Origin of the sequence: Cognatiluteimonas sedimenti (assembly GCF_022808325.1) — a bacterium.
Lineage (GTDB): Bacteria > Pseudomonadota > Gammaproteobacteria > Xanthomonadales > Xanthomonadaceae > Cognatiluteimonas > Cognatiluteimonas sedimenti.
In genome coordinates this window covers 639,460-658,608 of the sequence record NZ_JALGCL010000001.1, presented here as the reverse complement: position 1 = coordinate 658,608, position 19,149 = coordinate 639,460, and the positions used below count along the sequence as shown (strand labels likewise).

Sequence of the window (19,149 nt, the reverse complement as noted above, 5' to 3'; positions counted from 1 at the left end):
GCGAGGCCCGATGCGCAGGCTGCGTCACGAAATGCCGGCCACGCGTGCCGCGCGCGCCGGTGCACGGTGGAAGCGGTCCCCGCGCGCCGGCTTGACGTTGCGCGCCGGCAGCGCGGCGCGGACGTTGCCCGGTCGGCCCGCTATACTCGCCCGGAAGCATGGCGTTCGCGCCATGGCGCAGCAAGACGGATCAACGGCTTGCATGCGATACCTCAACCATTTCAACTGACTGCAACACGGGCCTGACGCCCGTCGTTGCCGGGCCCCGACGACCGCCGCATGCGCCTGTCCACGATCAAGCTGTCCGGTTTCAAATCCTTCGTCGATCCGACCACCCTGCACCTGCCGACCAACATGACCGGCGTGGTCGGGCCCAACGGCTGCGGCAAGTCCAACATCATCGACGCGATCCGCTGGGTGATGGGCGAGAGCGCGGCCAGCCGCCTGCGCGGCGATTCGCTGACCGACGTGATCTTCTCCGGCTCCTCGGCGCGCAAGCCGGTGTCGCAGGCCACGGTCGAGCTGATCTTCGACAACTCCGACCACACCATCACCGGCGAGTACGGCGCCTTCGACGAGATCTCCGTCAAGCGCACGGTCGGCCGCGACGCCACCAGCAACTACTACCTCAACGGTGCCCGCTGCCGCCGCCGCGACATCACCGACCTGTTCCTGGGCACCGGCCTGGGCCCGCGCAGCTACTCGATCATCGAGCAGGGCATGATCAGCCAGATCATCGAGGCCCGGCCCGAGGACCTGCGCGTATACCTGGAGGAGGCCGCCGGCATCTCCAAGTACAAGGAGCGGCGCAAGGAAACCGAGACCCGCATCCGCCACACCCGCGAGAACCTCGACCGACTCAACGACCTGCGCGACGAGGTCGGCAAGCAGCTCGACCACCTCAAGCGCCAGGCGCGCCAGGCCGAGCAGTACCAGTCGATCCAGGCCGAGCGCCGGATCAGGGACGCGGAGTGGAAGGCGCTGGAATACCGCGCGCTCGACGCGCAGCTGCAGGGCCAGCGCGAGCAGCTGGCTCAGGACGAGACCCGGCTGCAGCAACTGATCGCGGAGCAGCGCGAAGCCGAACGCAAGATCGAAAGCGACCGCGTGCGCCGCGAGGAAGCCGGCGAGGCATTGAACAAGGCCCAGGCCGAGGTCTACCAGGTCGGCGGCACGCTGGCGCGGATCGAGCAGCAGATCGCGCACCAGCGCGAGATGGCGCAGCGCCTGCAGCGCGCGCGCGACGAGGCGCAGGCCGCATTGGCCGAGATCGGCACCCACATCGACAGCGACGAGGCTCGCCTGGGCGTGCTGCGCGCCGCGATCGCCGATGCCGAACCGCAACTGGCGCAGCTGCAGGCCGGCGACCAGGCCCGCCAGGACGCGCTGCGCGACGTCGAAGCCAGGCTCGCCGACTGGCAACAACGCTGGGACGCGCATGCGCGATCCCAGTCCGAAGCCGCGCGCGCCGGCGATGTCGAGCGCACCCGGGTCGACTACCTCGACCGCCAGGCGCTGGACGCCGAACGCCGTCGCGAGCAGCTCGCGTCCGAACGCGGCGGCCTGGACCTGGCCGCGCTGGCCGAAGCCTTCGCCGGGATCCAGTCGCAGCACGACGCGCAGAAGGCCGCGCTCGACGGCATGGCCGCGGAAGTCGAGTCGCGCAAGCAGGCCGTCACCGAACTCCAGGACCAGCAGCGCATCGCGCAGTCGGAACTGGCGGAAGTCCGCAAGCAGGCGCAGGAAAAACGCGGCCGCCTGTCATCGCTGGAAACCCTGCAGCATGCCGCGCTCGGCCAGGAGCAGGGCGCCGCGGTGGAATGGCTGCGCCAGCGCGGGCTGGATTCGGCCGCGCGCGTGGGCGAGACGCTGGTGGTCGAGGCCGGCTGGGAGAACGCGGTCGAGGCCGCGCTCGGCCAGCTGATCGAGGGCGTGCTGGTGGAAGCGCCCGAAGCCCTGGTCGAGGCGCTCGGCGAACTCGGCGAGGGCCGCCTGACGCTGGTGGCGCCCGGCGGCGACGACGGCCACTACGCGCCGACCTCGCTGGCGGCGAAAGTGCAGGGCCCGGCCGCGATCCGCCGCATCCTGTCGAAGCTGCATGCCGCCGAAACCCTCGCCGATGCACGCGCGCTGCTGCCGCGCCTGGGCGACGGCGAATCGGTCATCACCCGCCATGGCGAGCGCCTCGGCGCGGGCTGGGTGCGGGTGCTGCGCTCCGGCGCCGCCAAGCAGGGCGCGCTGTTGCGCGAGAAGGAAATCCAGTCGCTGCGCGGCGAGATCCAGGCGCTGCAGCATCGCGAAACCGAACTCGAACGCGGCCTGGCCGCCTGGCGCGACCGCGCGCTGGTCGCCGAGCAGCAGCGCGAGGATGCACAACGCGCGCTCTACATGGCCCATCGCGGCGTGTCCGAACTCGCCGGCCAGCTGCAGAGCCACCAGGGCCGGCTGGATTCCGCGCGCAGCCGCATCGAGAAGATCGACGCCGAGCACGCGCAGCTGGTCGAGACCATCGACGGCAGTCGCGGGCAGGCGCGCGAGGCACGGGCGAAGCTGGAGTCGGCGGTCGCGAAAATGGCGGAGCTGGAAACCGCGCGTCGCGCGCTGGAGGCCGAACGCGCCAGCCTCGGCGAAGCCCGCGACGCCGCCCGCGCCGCCGCGCGCGAGTCGCGCGATGCCGCGCACGCGCTGGCGCTGACCGTGGAAACCCAGCGCGCGCAGATCGCGGCGCTGGCGCAGTCGCTCGAGCGCATGGGCGGGCAACGCGGGCAACTCGACACCCGCCTGGCCGAGCTCGCCTCGCAGCTGGCCGATGGCGACTCGCCGGGCAGCACGCTGGAAAGCGAACGCCAGGCCGCGCTCGAGGAGCGCGTGCGCACCGAGAAAGCACTGGCCGCCGCGCGCTCGGCGCTGGAAGGCATCGACAACGAACTGCGCGGGCACGAGCAGACCCGCCACCAGCGCGACGAACAGGCGCTGGCGCAACGCGAGAAGATCGGCCAGCGCAAGCTCGACCAGCAGGCGCTGGAGATCAAGGCCGGGCAGTTGTCGCACGCAGTGGCCGACGCCGGCTTCGTGCTCGAGGACGTGGTCAATTCGCTGGCCGAGGACGCCGATGCCGGCGCCTGGGAGAAGGCCGTCACCGATTTCGACGCCAAGCTGCGCCGGCTGGAGCCGGTCAACCTCGCCGCGATCGCCGAGCACGCCGAAGCCGCGCAGCGCAAGGAATACCTGGACGCGCAGGACGCCGACCTCACTTCGGCACTGGAAACGCTGGAAGACGCGATCCGCAAGATCGACCGGGAAACCCGCGGCCGCTTCAAGGACACGTTCGACCGGGTCAACTCCGGCGTGCAGGAGCTGTATCCGCGCCTGTTCGGCGGCGGCCACGCCTACCTGGAGCTCACCGGCGAGGACCTGCTCGACACCGGCGTGGCGATCATGGCGCGGCCACCGGGCAAGCGCGTGTCCAACATCTCGCTGCTGTCCGGCGGCGAGAAGGCGATGACCGCGGTGGCCCTGGTGTTCGCGATCTTCCGGCTCAACCCGGCGCCGTTCTGCCTGCTGGACGAAGTCGATGCGCCGCTGGACGAGGCCAACGTCGGCCGCTTCACCGCGATGGTGTCGGAAATGAGCGAACAGGTGCAGTTCCTGTTCGTGACCCACAACAAGGCGACGATGGAGGCTGCGCAGCAGCTTTCCGGCGTTACCATGCGCGAGCCGGGCGTCAGCCGCCTGGTGTCGGTCGACCTGGCCGAAGCCGCGCGCCTGGCCGGCGCCGCCTGAGCGCCGGACCTTACACAGCAGGATCTTACCCAGCAGGGAGACGACGATGTCCGACGTGTGGATGCTGCGTACCGGGATCGTGATCGCGGGTGTGCTGTTGATGGCCGCGATCTATTTCTTCGGCCGCCCGCGCCGGCCAGGGCAGGGGCGCCGCATCGAAGGCGGCCGCGGCGATGGACGGCGCGTCGAACCCACCATCGGCGAAGAGCTGGAAAACGAACTCGCCCAGGGCCATGGCGATGCCGCGCTGCAGTCGGAGATGGAGCTGCCCGGCGGCGCCGCCAGCAGCGACCTCGGTCGCCGCGCCAGCGAGGACTTCGACAAGATCGTGACCCTGTACATCGCCGCGCGCGCCGGCGAAATGCTGCGCGGTCCGGACATCGTCGTGGCCGCCGAAAAGACCGGCCTGACCTACGGCCACATGAACGTGTTCCACCGCCTGGTCGAGGGCCATCCCGAGCGCGGCCCGGTGTTCAGCGTCGCCAACATCATGAAGCCGGGCAGCTTCGAGATGGCCACGATCCAGTCGCTGGAAACACCGGCGATCGCCTTCTTCCTGACCCTGCCGGCACCGCTGCCGGCGCTGGATGGCTGGGAAATGATGCTGCCCACCGCGCAACGCATGGCCGAACTGCTCGACGGCGTGGTGCTGGACGAGTCGCGCAACGCGCTCGGCCGCCAGCGCATCCAGCACCTGCGCGACGAACTGCGCGCCTACGACCGCCAGCACGAAGCGCCGCCGATCACCCGTTCCCCGCGCTGGTAGCCGCTGCGCGAGTGACATCGGTGGGGGGGGCTCGTCCGCACCGGCTCGCGTGGCAGCGACCGTGTGGGGAGCGCCCGTTGTGGGAGCGGCTTCAGCCGCGAGCTTCTTGCCCCACGAATGGCGCGACAACAGCTCGCGGCTGAAGCCGCTCCTACAAACCGCCAGGTTGCGCTGGTCCTCTCCGGAATGCGGTGTCCCCGGCGTCCCGCATCGCCTGCCGCTGAGTAGTCCGGACCCTGCATCGGCAACACGCGCGGTGCCCTAGAATCCGACCATGCCCGCCGATCCCGCCGCCCGTGCCGCCGAACTGCGTCGCCTGATCGAGGACGCCAACTACCGCTACCACGTGCTGGACGACCCGGATCTCGCCGACGTCGAGTACGACCGGTTGATGCGCGAACTGGAGGCGCTGGAAGCCGCCGATCCCGCGCTCGTGACCGCCGATTCGCCGACCCGGCGCGTCGGCGGGACGCCTTCCGGCGCGTTCGCGCCGGTCCGCCACGAGATGCGGATGCTGTCGCTGGCCAATGCCTTCAACGACGCCGAAGTCGAGGATTTCGAGCGCAAGGTCGAGCAGCGGCTGGAAGTCACCGACCCGGTTTTCTCGGTCGAACCCAAGTTCGACGGCCTCGCGATCAGCCTGCGCTACGAGGAGGGCGTCTTCGTGCAGGGCGCGACACGAGGCGACGGCGAGACCGGCGAGGACGTGACCGCCAACCTGCGCACGATCCGCGCGATCCCGTTGAAACTGCGCGGCAAGGGCTGGCCGCGGGTGCTCGAGGTGCGCGGCGAGGTCTACATGCCACGCGCCGGCTTCGAGGCCTACAACGAGCAGGCGCGCGCCTCGGACGGGCGCATCAAGCCGCTGGTCAATCCGCGCAACGCCGCCGCCGGCAGCCTGCGCCAGCTCGACCCGCGCGCCACCGCGCAGCGCCCGCTGGCGTTCTACGCCTACGCGTTAGGTGCGGTCGAGCACGGCAGCATCCCGGACCGGCACTCGCAGGTGCTTGGCAAGCTGCGCGAATGGGGATTCCCGGTGAGCCCGCTGGCCACGACCGCGCGCGGCGCGGCCGGATGCCTGGCCTACTACGCCCGGATCGGCGCGCAGCGCGATGCGCTGCCATTCGACATCGATGGCGTGGTCTACAAGGTCGACGACCTGGCCGCCCAGCGCGAACTGGGCTTCGTCGGCCGCACGCCGCGCTGGGCGATCGCGCACAAGTTCCCGGCGCAGGAACAGACCACGGTGGTCGAGGACATCATCGTCAACATCGGCCGCACCGGCGCGGCCACGCCTGCCGCGAAGCTGGCCCCGGTGTTCGTGGGTGGCGTCACCATCACCAACGCGACCCTGCACAACGCCGACCAGGTCGCGCGCCTGGACGTGCGCGTCGGCGATACGGTGATCGTGCGTCGCGCCGGCGACGTGATCCCGGAAGTGGTGCGCGTTGTCCCGGAACTGCGGCCGAAGGGCGCCCGGGCCTGGGCCATGCCCGCGCACTGCCCGATCTGCGGCTCCGACATCGTGCGCGAGGAGGGCGAAGTGGTCGCGCGCTGCAGCGGCGAGCTCGCCTGCGCCGCGCAACGCACGCAGACGGTGTTCCACTTCGCCAGCCGCCGCGCGATGGACGTCGACGGCCTGGGGGAGCGCTACATCGAGGCGCTGGGCGAATTCGGTTACCTGGATTCGGTCGCGGACCTCTACAAGCTGACGCTGGAAAACCTGCTGGAGATGAAGCGCCGCGCCGACCAGCGCGACGGCACGACGCCCGAGACCGTCAAGGCCGGCAAGGTGGCCACCCGATGGGCCGAGAACCTGATCGAGGCCATCGCCAACAGCCGCGATACCACGCTGGAGCGGTTCCTGTACGCGCTCGGTATCGAGCACGTCGGCGAGAGCACGGCCAAGGCATTGGCGGCGTGGTTCGGCGACCTCGCGCTCGTCCGCCACCTGCCGTGGCCGGTGCTGAAGCTGGTGCCGGACATCGGCGACGAAGTCGCCCGCGCGATCGACGCGTTCTTCGCGCAGCCGGGCAACCAGCGGGTGATCGACGACCTGCTCGCGCGCGGCGTGCGCATCACCGACACGCATCCGCCCACTGCCAGGCTGCGTGCCGCGCTCGCGACCGGCAACGTGCTGGCACAGATGGGCATCCCCAGGCTCACCCCCAGGCGCGCCGAGCAACTGGCATCGGCGTTCGATTCCATCGAGGCCGTCGCGGCGGCCGCCGCGGAAGCGTTGGTCGGTGCCGGCCTGCCGCCGGACACCGCCGACGCGGTGCACGCCTTCGTGCGTACGCGCGAGGGGCGGGCGCTGCTGCGTCGCACGACCGAGGCGCTGGCGGGCCTGCATGCGGCCGTAGCCCACGTCCAGGCCGCGAAGGCTGGTCCGCTCGATGGAAGGACGATCGTGCTGACCGGAACGCTGGCATCCCTGACCCGCGATGTCGCCAAGGACCGGCTGGAGGCGCTTGGTGCCAAGGTCTCCGGCAGCGTCTCGAAGAAGACCGACTTCGTGGTGGCCGGCGAGGCCGCCGGCAGCAAGCTGGCCAAGGCCGCGGAACTGGGCGTGGAGGTCTGGGACGAGGCGCGGTTGCTGGCGTTCCTCGCGGACAACGGTGCATGAGTGGCGCACGCATAAGCACGGCGCCTATGGCAGCGATCTTCCATGGCTGACTGGCGACCCACTGCGCCGCTGGAGGCGATCCGCCTGCGCGCGGCGCTGCATGCGCGCATTCGCGACTTCTTCGCCGCGCGTGGCGTGCTCGAGGTGGAGACGCCGGTCCTTTCGGTCGCCGGCAACACCGAGCCCAACATCGCCTCGTTCTCGCTGCAGTTCACCGGCCGCACCGATGGTGCGCCGCGCACGCGCTGGCTGCGGACTTCGCCGGAACATGCGCTCAAGCGCCTGCTGGCGGCCGGCGTCGGCGATTGCTACGAACTCGGCCGGGTGTTTCGCGATGGCGAGGCCGGCGGCCGCCACAATCCCGAGTTCACGATGCTGGAGTGGTACCGCGTCGGCTGGGACCACCAGCGGCTGCTGCAGGAAACCGCGGAGCTGGTGCAAGCCGCGCTGGCGCTGGCGGGGCGCGACGCCCGGTTGGAATCCATCGCGTATCGCGAGCTGTACCGGCAGCGACTGGGGCTGGATCCGTTCACCGCGGACGAGGCGGCATTGCGCGCAGCCCTCGGCGACGTCGCGATCGAACCGAGCGGACTCGGCCGCGACGACTGGCTCGACCTGCTGATGACCCATCGCCTGCAACCCGGTTTCCCGCCGCATCGCATGCTCGCCGTGTACGACTATCCGGCTTCGCAGTGCGCGCTCGCGCGTGTGCGGCGGGATGGCGATGCCCTGGTGGCCGAACGCTTCGAGCTGTACCTCGGCCCGCTGGAACTGGCGAACGGCTACCACGAACTCACCGATGCCGATGAGCAACGCGCGCGCTTCGAACGCGACCAGCAGCGACGCCAACACCGCGGCGCCGTCGTCCCGCCGATCGACCAGCGCCTGCTGGCCGCGATGCAGGCGGGACTGCCGCCGTGCGCCGGCGTCGCCCTGGGGCTGGACCGCCTGCTGATGGCGATGGCCGGCAGCGGGCGCATCGCCGACGTGCTGGCGTTCGACTTCGCCCGCGCCTGATCCTTACGCCGCGCCCGCAACCTCGACCCGGTTGCGGCCGTTGCGCTTGGCGCGGTAGAGCGCGGCATCGGCCATGCGCTTGAGTTCGTCGCCCGTGCCGGCATGCTGCGGGAACAGCGCGATCCCGATCGACACGGTGCTGCCGCCGATGGTGCGTTGCAGGTGCGGCACGGTCATCGCCTCGAGCGCGGTCCGGATCTCTTCGGCGCGGTGCGTCGCGGTGCGGAGGTCGGCTTCGGGCAGGATCAGGATGAACTCCTCGCCACCATAGCGACAGGGGATGTCCTCGCCGCGGCAACTGGCCAGCAACAGGCGGCCGAACCCCGCGAGCAGGGCGTCGCCCCCGTCGTGGCCGTGCGCGTCGTTGAAGGCCTTGAAGTGGTCGAGGTCGAGCATCAGCAGTGCCAGCGGCAGCTTTCGCCGTTCGCATCGGCTCAGCTCCCGCGGCAGCGACTCCTCCAGGTAGCGCCGGTTGTAGAGGCCGGTGAGCGCGTCGCGGATCGATTGCTGGCGCAGGGTTTCCTGCAACCGCAGGTTGCCGAGCGCCAGCGACAGTTGTTCGGCGGCGGCGCTGGCGATCTCCATGCGCGCGATCGGCCCCGGCCCCGGGGCGGATAGGTAGATGAAGCCCAGGCTGAGGTTCTGCGCGCTCAAGGGCAGGCAGGCGGTGGCGACGGCGACGCCGGCGGCGGGCTGGTCCAGGTGGCTGCAGGCATTGCCGCCGTGGACATCGTGGACGAAATGCGGCTGCACCCGGCGCAGCGCCCAGCACTCCTGCGGCAGCAACAGCGCGTGCGCCGGCGCCAGGTGCTCGCCCCAGCAGATCTCGGCCTCGGCGTAATCCTGCGAAGCCCGCAGCAGGTACACGGTGCCGGCCACGTCCGGCAGCAGCCTGCCCAGGGCGACGCGGGTGACCTCCAGTGCCTCGGGGACGTGGCGGCAGCCCTGCAGCAGCCCTGCGTAGTGGCCGATCTCGCGCAGGTCGCTGGTCGCGCGCTCCAGCCCGGACACGCTGCGGCCGAGGTCCTGGTTGAGGTCCTCGGCCTTGGCCTGGGCGGCCTCGCGCTCGCGGACTTCACGCGAGAGCTGGGCGTAGATCGCCCACATGATCAGCAGGCTCAGCGGGATGCCCAGCGCGCCCAGCACCATCAGGATGTTGGCGCTGCGGGCCGAATCGCGACTGCGTTGCGCGAGAAGGCGCTGCTCGTCGTCCTGCATCTGCGCCATCAGCTGCTGGATGCCCAACATCAATTCGTAGCCGCGGTTCCTGCCCAGGTAGCGCTGCGCGTCGACCAGGCCGGCATCGTCATAGACCCGCACGGCCTCGCTCGCCGAATCCAGGCGCTTGTCGATCAGGTCGCCCAGCCGGGATGCACGCTGCGACTGCGCCGGGTTGTCGGCCAACAGGGAAGCGAGCCTGGCGACTTCGGCGCGGATTTCCGGACGCACCGCCTGGTACTGGTCGCGATAGGCCTGGTTGCCTGTCAGCAGGTAGCTGCGCTGGGTGGAGATCCCGTCCAGCAGGGTGGCGCGGATCTGGGCCAGCCGCCCAATGACTTCCTGGCTGTGGGACACCCATTGGGTATCGGCGCGGAAGCGCTGCGTGGCGAGCATGATCGATGCCCCCACCAGCACCATGATCCCGGTGGCGAGGCCGAAACCCAGCAGATAGCGGGTGCGCATCGGGTGCGGCATGTCGATCAAGCCTAGGCAACAGGTGGGCAGGGCGCAACCTCAGGCCGCGCGGACATCCTTGCAGTGCACGGCTGGTGATGCGGGATTGCCCCGGAATGGCTTGGCAAATGCCCGCGACGGCATAATGCGCCGATGGCCGACGACATCGATTACGCCCGCTACGATCACGTGCGTCCGATCCGCTGGACAGGGACGGCGCTGGAATTGCTTGACCAGCGCAAGCTGCCGTTCGCGGTCGATTACCTGTCCTGCACCGGCAGCGACGAGGTCGCCGCGGCGATCCACTCGCTTGCGGTCCGCGGCGCGCCGGCGATCGGCATCGCCGCCGCATGGGGCGTGGTGCTGGCCGCCAACGCCATCGAATCGGCCGGCGCCGCCGAAGCCGCCACCGCGCTCGAACCCGCCCTGCAACGGCTCAATGCGGCGCGCCCCACGGCGGTCAACCTGTCCTGGGCGCTGGCGCGGATGCGCGCGGCGCTGGCACGAGTCGAAGGCGAAGGCTGGCGCGAGGCGCTCGAACGCGAAGCACGCGCGATCGCAAGCGAGGACCTCGCCGCCAACCGCCGCATGGGTGCGCTCGGCGCCAGCCTGATCGAGCCCGGCAGCGGCGTGCTGACCCACTGCAATACCGGTTCGCTGGCGACCGCCGGCTTCGGTACCGCGCTTGGCGTGATCCGCGCCGGGGTCGCGCAAAGGCGCATCGACGCGGTTTTCGCCGGCGAAACCCGGCCCTGGCTGCAGGGCGCGCGCCTGACCGTGTGGGAGCTGCAACAGGACGGTATCGACGCCACCCTGATCGCCGACTCCGCCGCCGCGCACCTGATGAAGAGCGGCCAGGTGCAATGGGTCGTGGTCGGCGCCGACCGCATCTGCGCCAATGGCGACGTCGCCAACAAGATCGGCACCTACCAGCTGGCGATCGCGGCAAGGCACCACGGCGTGAAGTTCATGGTGGTGGCACCGTCCTCGACCGTGGACATGGCGACCGCCAGCGGCGACCTGATCGAGATCGAGGAGCGCGATCCGGCGGAACTGCACGCCGTCGGCGGCAGCCGTACCGTGTCCGAGGGCGTCGCCGCCTGGAACCCGGTGTTCGATGTCACCCCGCATGCACTGATCGATGCGATCGTGACCGAACAGGGCACGATCGAGCATCCCGACGCGGCGTCGATGCAGGCGGCTTTCGGAACGCGTGCCGCGCCCTGAAGCGGACGCCCGTGCGCAGCCTCGGCAGCGTCCCGGAAAACGACTGTAAGTGGCTGTTTCCTGCGGGGAATCGGCCTGCAGGGAGGCGCGGTTCCGTGGTATGATTTGCCGTCGTTTCGCCAGCCCCGATCCACGCCACAGGGGGACTCGCCGCAGGGCCTGTCGCTCGCGTCGGCCGTGGCCCGGGCCGGCCTGAAACCCACCGCACAGCAACGGAATCCCGATGGCAGAACCCGCCAAGGAAATCATCCCGGTCAACCTCGAAGACGAGATGCGTCGCAGCTACCTGGATTACGCCATGAGCGTGATCGTGGGGCGCGCGCTGCCCGACGTCCGCGACGGCCTCAAGCCGGTGCACCGGCGCGTGCTGTACGCGATGAGCGAGCTGGGCGCGCACAGCAACAAGCCGCACTTCAAGTCCGCGCGCATCGTCGGCGACGTCATCGGCAAGTACCACCCGCACGGCGACCAGTCGGTGTACGACACCCTGGTGCGCATGGCGCAGCCGTTCTCGCTGCGCTACCTGCTGGTCGACGGGCAGGGCAACTTCGGCTCGGTCGACGGCGATTCCGCCGCGGCGATGCGCTACACCGAGTCGCGCATGTCGCGGCTCGCGCACGAGTTGATGGCGGACATCGACAAGGAAACCGTCGATTTCCAGCCCAATTACGACGAAAAGGAGCTGGAGCCGACGGTCATGCCGTCGCGCTTCCCGAACCTGCTGGTCAACGGCTCGGCCGGCATCGCGGTCGGCATGGCGACCAACATCCCGCCGCACAACCTGTCGGAAGTGGTCGACGCCACCATCGCCCTGATCGACGATCCCGCGATCGACATCGAAGGCCTGATGCAGTACATCCCCGGGCCGGACTTCCCGACCGCGGGCATCATCAACGGCGTGGGCGGCATCCACCTGGCGTACCGCACCGGCCGCGGCCGCGTGCGCATGCGCGCCCGTGCCGACATCGAGGTCGCCGACAACGGCCGCGAGGCGATCGCGGTCACCGAGATCCCCTACCAGGTCAACAAAGCCCGGCTGATAGAAAAAATCGCCGAGTTGGTGAAGGAGAAGAAGCTCGAGGGCATCAGCGAGTTGCGCGACGAGTCCGACAAGGACGGAATGCGCATCTACATCGAGGTCAAGCGCGGCGAGTCGGCCGAGGTGGTGCTCAACAACCTCTACCAGCAGACCCAGATGGAGTCGGTGTTCGGCATCAACATGGTGGCGCTGGTCGACGGCCGGCCGCAGCTGCTCGACCTCAAGCAGATGCTGGAGGCCTTCGTACGCCATCGCCGCGAGGTGGTGACGCGCAGGACGATCTTCGAGCTGCGCAAGGCCCGCGCCCGCGCGCACATCCTCGAGGGCCTGACTGTCGCGCTTGCCAACATCGACGCGATGATCGAGCTGATCAAGACCTCGGCGAACCCGAATGAAGCCCGCGAGCGCATGCTGGCCCGCACCTGGCCGCCGGGACTGGTCGGTGCCCTGCTGTCCGCCGCCGGCAGCGATGCTTCGCGGCCGGAAGACCTGCCGGCCGGCGTCGGCCTGGTGGACGGCAACTACCAGCTGACCGAGATCCAGGCCCAGCAGATCCTGGAGATGCGCCTGCACCGCCTGACTGGGCTGGAACAGGAAAAGCTGACCGAGGAATACAAGCTGTTGCTGGAAACGATCCGCGGCCTGATCGAGATCCTCGAGGATCCGGACGTGCTGCTCGAGGTCATCCGCACCGAGCTGCGCAACCTCAAGGAGGAGTTCGGCGACGCGCGCCGCAGCGAGATCCGCGCCAGCGAGGAAGACCTCGACATCCTCGACCTGATCGCCCCGGAAGACGTGGTGGTGACGCTCTCGCACTCGGGCTACGCCAAGCGCCAGCCGGTCAGCAGCTACCGCGCGCAGAAGCGCGGCGGCCGCGGCCGCAACGCCGCCACCACCAAGGACGAGGATTTCATCGACCAGCTGTGGCTGGTCAACACCCACGACACGCTGCTCACCTTCACCAGCGCCGGCCGGGTGTTCTGGTTGTCGGTGCACCAGCTGCCCGATGCCGGCCCGCACGCGCGCGGCCGCCCGATCATCAACTGGATCGCGCTGGAGGAAGGCGAGAAGGTGCAGGCGGTGCTGCCGGTGCGCGAGTACAGCGAAGACCTGTTCGTGTTCTTCGCCACCCGCAACGGCACCGTCAAGAAGACGCCGCTGACCGAATACGCCTACCGGCTGCAGCGCGGCAAGATCGCGATCAACCTGGTTGAAGGCGACGCGCTGGTCGGCGCGGAACTGTCCGACGGCACCCGCGACATCATGCTGTTCGCCAGCAACGGCAAGGCCGTGCGCTTCGCCGGCGAGACCGTGCGTCCGATGGGCCGCACCGCTACCGGCGTGCGCGGCATGAAGCTGGCCGATGGCGAGGAGGTCCGCAGCCTGATCGTGCTCGCCGGCGACGGCGACATCCTCACCGCCAGCGAGCGCGGTTACGGCAAGCGCACCCCGCAGGCCGACTATCCGCGCAAGGGTCGCGGCACCCAGGGCGTGATCGCGCTGCAGACCACCGCCCGCAACGGCAAGCTGGTCGGTGCGATCCAGCTCAGCGAACAGCACGAGGTGCTGCTGATCTCCGATGGCGGCACCCTGGTGCGCACGCGCGCCGCTGAAATCGCCCAGGTCGGCCGCAACACCCAGGGCGTGACCCTGATCCGGCTGGCCGCCGACGAGACCCTGCAGGCGATCGAGCGGGTGGACGCGTCGCTGGAGGACGAGGAAGCGGACGTGGTCGTCGCGGCTACGGAGCAGGAAGCGCCACCCCCACCCGCGGGCTGATCCTGGCTTCCAGGCAGTGGAAGGCCCGGCACTCGCGCCCGCGATGCCGGGTCTTCTTTTTCCTGCCGCCGGTTCCCGCAAAGCCACGCTTCGCCGATGCCTGGGAGCGGCGGGCCGGGCAGCGCCCGCAAGCGCTCCACGGACCACACGCCATCGCGGAAAGGCATGGCCGCCGCCTTATACTCCCGGCAAACGGGGGATGGACCTGATGCGCAAGCGCGACTTCGTGTTGGCCGCAGCCGTGGCCAGGTGGGCCTTCGTCGCACTGCTCGCGGTGGGCATGGCGGCCTGCCAGCGCGATCCGCACGGGCAACTTCCCGAACCCAGCGGCGAGCCGGTCAAGGCCGAACGCGCGAAGGTCACCGGTTTCGCGCTGCTGCGCGCCTATCCGGACCAGGGACGCGATGCCCTCGCCATCGCGCTGGAGTTCTCGCGGCCGCTGGTGGGTACCCAGGACTTCGATAGCCTGCTGACCTTCGCCGAGCCGATGGCCGAGAAGAGCAGTTGGTCCTTGGACAAGGACGGCAAGACGCTGCGCTTCCCGTTCGTGGAGCCCAACAGGCATTACACCTTGCGCATTTCCGGCGCGCTGACCGCCGCCGACGGCACCCGGCTCGGCCGGGATCTCGAGCAGAAGGTGTTCACCGGCGAACTCGACCCGGCGGTGGGCTTCGCGTCGCAGGGCAGCGTGCTGCCGGCCCGGGAGTCGCGCGGCCTGCCGGTGGTGTCGGTCAACGTCGAGGACGTCGACGTCGAGTTCCTGCGGGTGGAGGAGAAGTCGCTGCCCCGGTTCTTCAGCGAGTTCCAGCGCGGTGGTCGGCGCGGCAGTTGGGAACTGGAGCGGGACTACAACGAACAGGTGCCGCTGTCGAAGCTGGCGAAGTCGGTTTACGTGAACCGCTTCGTCCTCGACGGCAAGCGCAACGAGCGTGCGCTGACCTACCTGCCGGTGCAGGACATCCCGGAACTGCAGGAGCCCGGGCTGTATTTCGCGGTGATGAAGCGGGCAGGGCAGTTCCAGGACCAGTTCGAGACCACGTTCTTCACCGTCAGCGACCTCGGGCTGCACGCGCGTGCGTACAAGGACAAGCTGTACGTGCACGTGGCTTCGTTGCGCAGCGGCGGCGCGGCCGCTGGCGTCGAGCTGCGGATCCTCGGCCCGAAGGGCGGCACCTTCCTCAAGGGCGAAACCGACCGCAACGGCAATGCGCTGCTGAACTACACGCTGCAATCGGGACACGTGCTGGTGGCGCGGCAAGGCAGCGACGTGTCGCTGCTGCCGTTCAACCAGCCGGCGCTGGACCTCTCGGAGTTCGCCGTCGCCGGCCGCGAATCGGCGTGGTTCGACGTGTTCGCGTGGTCGGGGCGGGACCTGTACCGGCCGGGCGAGACGGTGCGGGTGTCGGCCCTGTTCCGCGACCAGGATGGCAAGCCGGTCGCCGCGAAGGGCAAGGGCGCGCAGCCGCTGTTCGTGCGGCTCAAGCAGCCCGACGGCAAGACCTTCCTCGACAGCCGCATCGAGCCCGGGGAACTGGGGTACTTCCGGTTCGAGAAGACGATTCCCGTCGACGCGCCGACCGGGCGCTGGCGGGTCGAGTTCCGCACCGATCCGGGCAGCGCGGAAGCGGTCGAAGGCATGACGCTGCGGATCGAGGAATTCCTGCCCGAGCGCATGAAGCTCGAACTGGCGACCGCCGATGCCGTGCTCGCACCCGGGCAGCCGTTCCGCCTGGAAGCCACCGGTGCCTACCTCTATGGCGCGCCGGCCGCGGGCAACCGCTTCAGCGCCAAGCTCGCGGTGGCGGTGGAGCAGCATCCGCTCGAGCAGCTGCCCGGCTACTTCTTCGGCGATCCCACCGTGGAACTGCCGCGGGAGGCGAAGGACGTCATCGACGCCAAGCTCGATGACGCCGGCAGGTTGGTGCAGGACATCCCGCTCCCGGATGAAGTCAAAGCGGCCACGCCGGTAGCGGTGGTCGTCTCCGGGAGCCTGTACGAAACCGGCGGCCGCAGCGTCAACCGCTCGTTGAAGCGGGTGATGTGGCCGACGCCGGCGCTGGTCGGCCTGCGTCCCCTGTTCGACGACGCGGAGGGCACCGACAGCAACGGCAACGCCGGCTTCGAACTGGTGCGCGTGGGCAACGACGGCAGGCCGCGCCCCGGAAAGGGCCTGAAGGTCACGCTGGTGCGCGAGCTCCGCGACTACCACTGGAACTACGACGAGGACGGCGGCTGGGACTACGACTTCACCCGCCGTTTCGAGAACGTGGAAACCAGGACGGTCGATTCCGCGGCCACCGCCACGCGCCTGGATTTTCTCGTGGAATGGGGCGAGTACCGCGTCGACGTGCTCGATCCGGCAACCGGGCTGACCATGCGTTACCCGTTCCGCGCCGGCTGGAGCTGGGACGACCAGAACCGTGGCCTCGACGCGCGGCCCGACAAGGTGAAGCTGTCGCTGGACCGGACCGGCTACAAGGCCGGCGATACCCTCAAGGCCACCGTCACGCCGCCGCACCCCGGCAAGGGCGTGCTGCTGGTCGAGAGCGACAAGCTGCTGTACGTGCAGGAGATTGACGTCGAGGCCGACGGCAGCACGTTCGAGATACCGGTCACCGGCGAGTGGGAGCGGCACGACGTCTATGTCACCGCGCTGGTGTTCCGCGGCGGGAGTGCGCCGAGCAAGGTGACGCCGGCGCGCGCGGTCGGCGTGGCCTGGGTGCCGATGGACCGCAAGGCGCGCCGGGTCGCGGTCGGGCTCGAGGCGCCGCCCATGATGCGTCCCGGGCAGCCGTTGCGGGTGACGGTCAGCGTGCCGCAACTCGCCGGGCAGCGCGCGTTCGCGACGGTATCCGCGGTCGACGTCGGCATCCTCAACATCACCCGTTTCCCGGTGCCCGATGCCAACAAGCACTTCTTCGCCCAGCGCCGGCTGGGGGTCGACGCCTACGACCTGTACGGGCGGGTGATCGAGAGCTTCGAGGGCGGCATGGCCAGGCTGCGCTTCGGCGGCGACATGGCGCTGGAAGCCCTGCCGCAGGCAAGGCGACCCACTTCGCGGGTGCAGACCGTGGACCTGTTCGCCGGGCCGGTGAAACTCGATGCCCGCGGCAATGCGCACGTCGAGCTGCCCGTGCCGGACTTCAACGGCACCTTGCGGGTCTCGGCGCTGGTGTACTCCGCGGATCGCTACGGCAATCGTGACGTGGAAACCGTGGTGCGCGCGCCGATCGTCGCCGAGGCCAGCCTGCCGCGCGTGCTGGCGCCGGGCGATCGCAGCACGGTGACGCTCGACCTCACCAACTTCACCGGCAAGGGCGGCGACTTCAAGGTGCGGGTGGACGGCATCGGCCCGGTCGCGATCGGCGACAGTGCCCGCAGCGCGAAGATCGCGGTCGAAGGCAAGTCGACCCTCAGTTTCCCGCTCACCGCGCAGTCCGGCTACGGCACCGCCAACGTCCGCGTGCGGGTCGAAGGCAACGGCTTCAAGGTCGATCGCCGTTACGACCTGCCGGTGCGCCCGGCTTGGCCCGGCGTGCTGCGCGCCCGGACCCGGGTGCTGGACGCGCCCGGCCCGATCCCGCTGGGCGCGGATTTTGCCGCCGGCCTGATGCCCGGTTCGGTCAACGCGCGGATGACGGTCAGCGCGATTCCGCCGATCCCCTTCGCCAGCGCCCTGCAGGGCGCGCTCGATTATCCCTACGGCTGCGCCGAGCAGACGACGAGCAAGGGCTATGCCGCGCTCCTGCTCGACCCGGCGACGGCAAAGATGCTGGGAGCCACCGGGCTCGACGCCGGCACGCGTCGCGCGCGGATGGAAGGCGCGTTCGGCCGGCTGGCGTCGATGCAGGTGGGCTCCGGCCATTTCTCGATGTGGGGCGACGACGACTACGTCAACCCGGGACTGACGCCCTACGTGGCCGAGTTCCTGCTCGATGCGCGCGAGGGCGGTTTCCAGGTTCCGGAGAACCTCCTGCAGAAGGCGCTGCAGCGGCTCAACGAGAGCCTGCTCGCCGGTGGCGACGAGTTCTACGGCCACGACCACCGTTCGCACCTGAAGTTCGCCTACCAGGCGCACGCCGGATACGTGCTGGCGCGCGTCAACCGCGCGCCGCTCGGCACGCTGCGCGCGCTGTACGACAACGAGCGCAGGAACACGCTGACCGGCTTGCCGCTGGTACAGCTCGGGCTCGCGCTGGCGATGCAGGGCGACAAGGCGCGCGGCGGGAAGGCGATCGCGGAGGGCTTTGCGTTCAAGGGCGACCGCCCGGGTTACCTCGGCGACTACGGCAGCCCGCTGCGCGACAGCGCGCTGATGATCGCGCTGACCCATGAGCGCGGCTACGCCAAGCCTGCGTACGACGCGCACGCGATCGAGCTGGGTCGCGAACTGGATGCGCGTCGCGACAGCGGCTGGCTTTACCTGAGCACGCAGGAACAGGTCGCGCTGGCGCGGCTGGGCAAGGCCTTGGCGGCCGGGCAGGACAAGCGCGTATCCGGCACCTGGCACGTCGGCGGCGCGGAAGATGCCACGGCGCCGGCGAAAATCGTCGGCCGCAGGTTCGATTACGACACCCTCGCCAGGGGCGTGCGCTTCGACGCGGAAGGCGCGCCGCCGCTGTACGCGAGCCAGGAGGTCGCCGGCGTTCCGCGCAGCGCGCCGGCGCCGGACTTCCGCGATCTCAAGGTCGAGCGCAAGTGGTACGGCATCGACGGAAAGGCATGGAAACCCGGGGCGCTGAAGGAGGGCGAAGCCTTGATCGTCGGCCTCAGCATCACTGCCGACCGCGACATGCCCGATGCGCTGCTCACCGACCTGTTGCCGGCGGGGCTGGAGGTCGAGAACTTCAACCTGGGGGATGCGAAACAGTGGGCCGACGTGGTGGTCGACGGCATCGACATCACCGACCGCGCCAACGCCGCCGAGGTGCTGCACGAGGAGTACCGCGACGACCGCTACGTGGCCGCGCTCAAGCTGCGGGCCGGGAACCGGGCGCGCGTGTTCTACCTGGTCCGCGCGGTGACGCCGGGCACCTACACCGCGCCGCCGCCGCTGGTCGAGGACATGTACCGTCCGCAGCTGCGCGGGGTAGGGCGCGCGGTGCCGGCGAGCATCACCGTGGTGCAGCCGTGACCCCGGAACCTGACTCCGGGATCCAGGGCAGCATCGCTCCGTTCGATCGCCCGTTCCGGGCGGGCGGGAACCTGGTCACTTGTCGCGCAAACGTCGGCCATTGC

At 69.9% G+C, this 19,149-nt stretch carries 8 protein-coding genes; 7 read left to right on the top strand and 1 reads right to left on the bottom strand.

The features are described 5' to 3' along the window. The first annotated feature begins 279 nt into the window (after window positions 1-279). The 4 genes from smc (at window position 280) to epmA (ending at window position 8,192) form a co-directional block, all read left to right on the top strand. Window positions 280-3,783, top strand: a complete 3,504-nt coding sequence (gene smc, locus MQC88_RS03070) for a chromosome segregation protein SMC (protein ID WP_243319141.1) — start codon at window positions 280-282, stop codon at window positions 3,781-3,783. A 46-nt stretch (window positions 3,784-3,829) separates the two neighbouring features. Continuing rightward, window positions 3,830-4,549 carry a cell division protein ZipA gene (zipA, locus tag MQC88_RS03065; RefSeq protein WP_243319139.1) on the top strand — a complete coding sequence of 240 codons (720 nt, stop codon included), beginning with the start codon at window positions 3,830-3,832 and terminating at the stop codon, window positions 4,547-4,549. Window positions 4,550-4,823: 274 nt separating this feature from the next. After that, window positions 4,824-7,175, top strand: coding sequence for an NAD-dependent DNA ligase LigA (gene ligA, locus MQC88_RS03060; RefSeq protein ID WP_243319138.1), 2,352 nt, complete (start codon window positions 4,824-4,826; stop codon window positions 7,173-7,175). 42 nt (window positions 7,176-7,217) lie between these two features. Next, window positions 7,218-8,192 carry an EF-P lysine aminoacylase EpmA gene (gene epmA, locus MQC88_RS03055; RefSeq protein ID WP_243319136.1) on the top strand — a complete coding sequence of 325 codons (975 nt, stop codon included), beginning with the start codon at window positions 7,218-7,220 and terminating at the stop codon, window positions 8,190-8,192. 3 nt (window positions 8,193-8,195) lie between these two features. On the opposite strand, the gene MQC88_RS03050 is transcribed toward epmA, so the two are convergent. Then, window positions 8,196-9,887 (bottom strand): sensor domain-containing diguanylate cyclase, encoded by a 1,692-nt coding sequence (locus MQC88_RS03050; protein ID WP_243319134.1) that lies wholly within the window; start codon window positions 9,885-9,887, stop codon window positions 8,196-8,198. Between the two features lie 132 nt (window positions 9,888-10,019). Between MQC88_RS03050 and mtnA the strand changes: the two genes are divergently transcribed. From mtnA to MQC88_RS03035, 3 genes are all read left to right on the top strand, one after another. Continuing rightward, the gene (gene mtnA, locus MQC88_RS03045) at window positions 10,020-11,093 is read left to right on the top strand and encodes an S-methyl-5-thioribose-1-phosphate isomerase (protein ID WP_243319132.1); all 1,074 of its coding nucleotides are present in this window, start codon (window positions 10,020-10,022) and stop codon (window positions 11,091-11,093) included. A 223-nt stretch (window positions 11,094-11,316) separates the two neighbouring features. Continuing rightward, entirely contained in the window at window positions 11,317-13,911 is a 2,595-nt protein-coding gene (gene gyrA, locus MQC88_RS03040; protein ID WP_243319131.1) for a DNA gyrase subunit A, read from the top strand. Between the two features lie 280 nt (window positions 13,912-14,191). Next, complete coding sequence (locus MQC88_RS03035; RefSeq protein ID WP_425491586.1) at window positions 14,192-19,045, top strand: alpha-2-macroglobulin family protein; 4,854 nt, start codon at window positions 14,192-14,194, stop codon at window positions 19,043-19,045. Window positions 19,046-19,149 lie beyond the last annotated feature (104 nt).